Source organism: Pseudonocardia pini (assembly GCF_013870575.1).
Lineage (GTDB): Bacteria > Actinomycetota > Actinomycetes > Mycobacteriales > Pseudonocardiaceae > Pseudonocardia > Pseudonocardia pini.
Genome location: NZ_JACBXB010000634.1, coordinates 1 through 3,337, shown reverse-complemented (window position 1 = coordinate 3,337; position 3,337 = coordinate 1). Strand labels below are relative to the sequence as shown.

At 73.7% G+C, this 3,337-nt stretch carries 2 protein-coding genes; both read left to right on the top strand.

The genetic code is table 11. The annotated features are described in order from the left end of the window. The first annotated feature begins 230 nt into the window (after nt 1–230). A complete protein-coding gene (locus H5J29_RS26185; RefSeq protein ID WP_181783682.1) occupies nt 231–1,403 on the top strand; it encodes an acetoin utilization protein AcuC in 1,173 nt (390 codons plus the stop codon). 4 nt (nt 1,404–1,407) lie between these two features. Beyond that, nucleotides 1,408–3,337: bifunctional acetate--CoA ligase family protein/GNAT family N-acetyltransferase (locus H5J29_RS26180; RefSeq protein WP_181783681.1), on the top strand; the 1,930-nt coding region annotated here is incomplete at its 3' end.

Below are 3,337 nucleotides of genomic sequence, written 5' to 3'. Positions count from 1 at the left end.
CGCGGCGGCCGAGGGCAGGCTCACGCTCGACGAGGCCGACGAGCGGCAGCGCGCGATCTACGCGGGTTCGTGGTCGGACTGGTGCTCGGACCGGTCCCGGCCCGTGGCGGTGGGCGCCGAGCCAGGGGAGCCGGTGCAGCCGTGAGCCGCCCGTGCGGCGAGGCAGCCGGCCCCACCGGCGGGACCGCGGTCCGTGGCCCCGTGGCCCCGATTCGCCTACGGTCCGCAGCATGAGCCCGCGCACCTCGGTGGTCTGGACGCCGGAGTTCCTCCGCTACCAACTCTCGGACGACCATCCGTTGAACCCGGTGCGGCTGGACCTCACGATGCGGCTGGCCGCCGAGCTGGGCGTGCTCGACGGCGTCGAGCTGCTCGAGCCCGAGCCCGCCACCGAGGAGGACCTCCTCCGGGTGCACGAGCCCGGCCTGCTCACCGCGGTGCGCTCGGCGCCGGAGATGCCGTTCGACGTCGGACACGGACTGGGCACGGACGACAACCCGATCTTCTTCGGCATGCACGAGGCGGCGTCGCTGATCTGCGGCGGGTCGATCCGGGCGGCGCGGGAGATCGCCGAGGGCCGGGCGGACCGGGCGGTCAACCTGGCGGGCGGGCTGCACCACGCCATGCCCGGTCGGGCGGCCGGGTTCTGCGTCTACAACGACTGCGCGGTGGCGATCGCCTGGCTGTTGGAGCAGGGCTACGAACGGATCGCCTACGTGGACGTGGACGTGCACCACGGAGACGGCGTGCAGGTCGCGTTCTACGACGACCCCCGGGTCATGACGGTCTCCCTGCACCAGCACCCGCTCACCCTCTGGCCCGGCACCGGGTGGCCCGCCGAGCTCGGCAAGGGCAAGGGCGAGGGGTACTCGGTGAACGTCCCGCTGCCGCCGGGCACCCGGGACGCGGGCTGGCTGCGGGCCTTCCACGGCGTCGTGCCCTCGCTGCTGGAGGAGTTCCAGCCGCAGATCCTGGTCAGCGAGTGCGGGGCGGACACCCACTCCGAGGACCCGCTGGCGAACCTCGAGCTCACCGTGGACGGCCACCGCGCGACCTACCAGGCAATGCGCGAGCTGGCCGAACGGGTCTCGGGCGGGAAGTGGCTCGTGCTCGGGGGCGGCGGGTACTCGCTGTTCCGCGTGGTCCCGCGCTCCTGGACGCACCTGCTGGCCACCACGCTGGACCGAGACCTCGATCCCGCCACGTCGATCCCGGCGGGCTGGACCGCCCACACGACCGGCCTGACCCGGCAGCCGCTGCCCGTGGCGATGACGGACGGCGGCGACCCCTCGTTCTCGGCCTGGGGGGACGGCGTGGCCGACCGGGTGGACGCCGGCCTGGTCGACGCCCGCAGGGCGCTGTTCCCCCTCCACGGCCTCGACCCCGACGACCCCCGGGACTGAGCACATGCCCGACACCCCAGACCCCAGCGCACCGACCGGCCCCGGAACGGGCACGGCCACCGCGGAGCCCGTACCGACGGCCCCGGCGGATCCCGCCTACCCCCGGCACTGGGAGGCGGACATCGTCGCCTCCGACGGCCGGATCGTGCACCTGCGCCCGATCGTCCCGTCCGACGCGGACGCGCTGCTGGCCTTCCACCAGCAGCTCTCCGACCGGACCCGCTACCTGCGCTACTTCGGCCCCTACCCGCGCATCCCCCCGCGCGACCTGGCGCGCTTCGTCACCGTGGACCACGCCAAGCGCGTGGCCATCGTGGCGATGCTCGGGGACGAGATCATCGCGGTCGGCCGCTACGAGGGCCTGTCCGACCCGAAGGACCCCGAGGCCCCGGTGACCAACGCCGAGGTCGCCTTCGTGGTGCGGGACGACCACCAGGGCCGCGGCCTCGGGTCGATCCTGCTGGAGCACCTGGCCGCGGCGGCCCGGGAGAAGGGGCTGTCGCGGTTCGAGGCGGAGGTGCTCGTCGAGAACCACACGATGGTCCGGGTCTTCCGCGAGGCGGGCTACCAGGTCCGGCGGGCCTTCGCCGAGGGCGTGCTGCACCTGGAGTTCGACATCGACCCCACGGAGCGGTCGATCGCCGTGCGGGACTCCCGGGAGCAGGCCGCCGAGGCGCGCAGCGTCACGAACGTGCTGCACCCCACGTCGGTCGCGGTGATCGGGGCGTCCACGGACCCGTCGAAGATCGGGCACGCCGTGCTCGCGAACCTGTTGCGCGGCAACTTCACCGGCCCGGTCTACCCGGTGAACGCGGAGGCCCGTTCGGTGCGCGGGGTGCGGGCGTACGCCTCGGTCACCGACATCCCGGACCCGGTGGACCTCGCCGTCGTCGCGATCCCGGCGGCCGGGATCGACGAGGTCATGGACTCCTGCCTGGAGAAGGGCGTCAAGGCGCTGGTGGTGGTCAGCTCCGGCTTCGCCGACAAGGGCGCGGACGGGATGAGCGCCGAGCGCAAGCTCGTCACGGAGGCCCGGGCGCACGGCATGCGGGTCATCGGCCCGAACGCGCTGGGTGTGGCGAACCTGGACGACGGGGTGCGGCTGAACGCCACGCTGGCGCCGGACATGCCCGCGCGCGGGCGGGTGGGCTTCTTCTGCCAGTCCGGTGCGCTGGGCACGGCGATCCTCGCCACGGCCCAGTCCCGCGGCCTGGGGCTGTCGACCTTCGTCAGCGCCGGGAACCGCGCGGACCTGTCCGCCAACGACCTGCTGCAGTACTGGCAGACGGACCCGTCCACGGACGTCGTGCTGCTGTACCTGGAGACCTTCGGCAACCCGCGCAAGTTCGGCAGGCTGGCCCGGCGGCTGGCCCGCAGCAAGCCGGTGGTGGCGGTGAAGTCCGGCCGCAACACCGCGCCCGCGCGGCTGCGGGAGTCCGCCGTCCCGATCGACGACGCGAGCGTCCGGGCCCTGTTCGAGCAGTCCGGCGTGATCCGGGTGGAGACCATCGCGCAGCTGTTCGACACGGCGCTGCTGCTGGCCTACCAGCCGATCCCGAAGGGCAGGCGGGTCGCGGTCGTCGGCAACTCGACCGCGTTGAACGTGCTGGTCACGGACGCGTTGATCGACGAGGGCATGGTCGCCGCCGCGGACCCGATCGACGTGGGCGCCTCGGCCACCCCGGAGGAGTTCGCGACGGCCGTCGAGCAGGCGCTGGCGGCCGAGGGCACCGGGGAGGCCGACGCGCTCGTCGTGATGTTCGTGCCGCCCATCGCCACCCCGGGCGCGGAGTACGCGCGGGTGGTGCGGGAGCGCACCGCAGGCTCGGACAAGCCGGTCGTGGCGGTCTTCCTGGCGGTCGAGGGCGTCCCCGCCGAGCATGTCCAGCAGCAGGCGGAGATCGTCCGAGCTCTCGGAGTTGTCGGCGACGACC

Coding starts and splice junctions, on each gene's coding strand:
- H5J29_RS26185 (WP_181783682.1), top strand. CDS start 231: ATGAGCCCGCGCACCTCGGTGGTCTGGACGCCGGAGTTCCTCCGCTAC.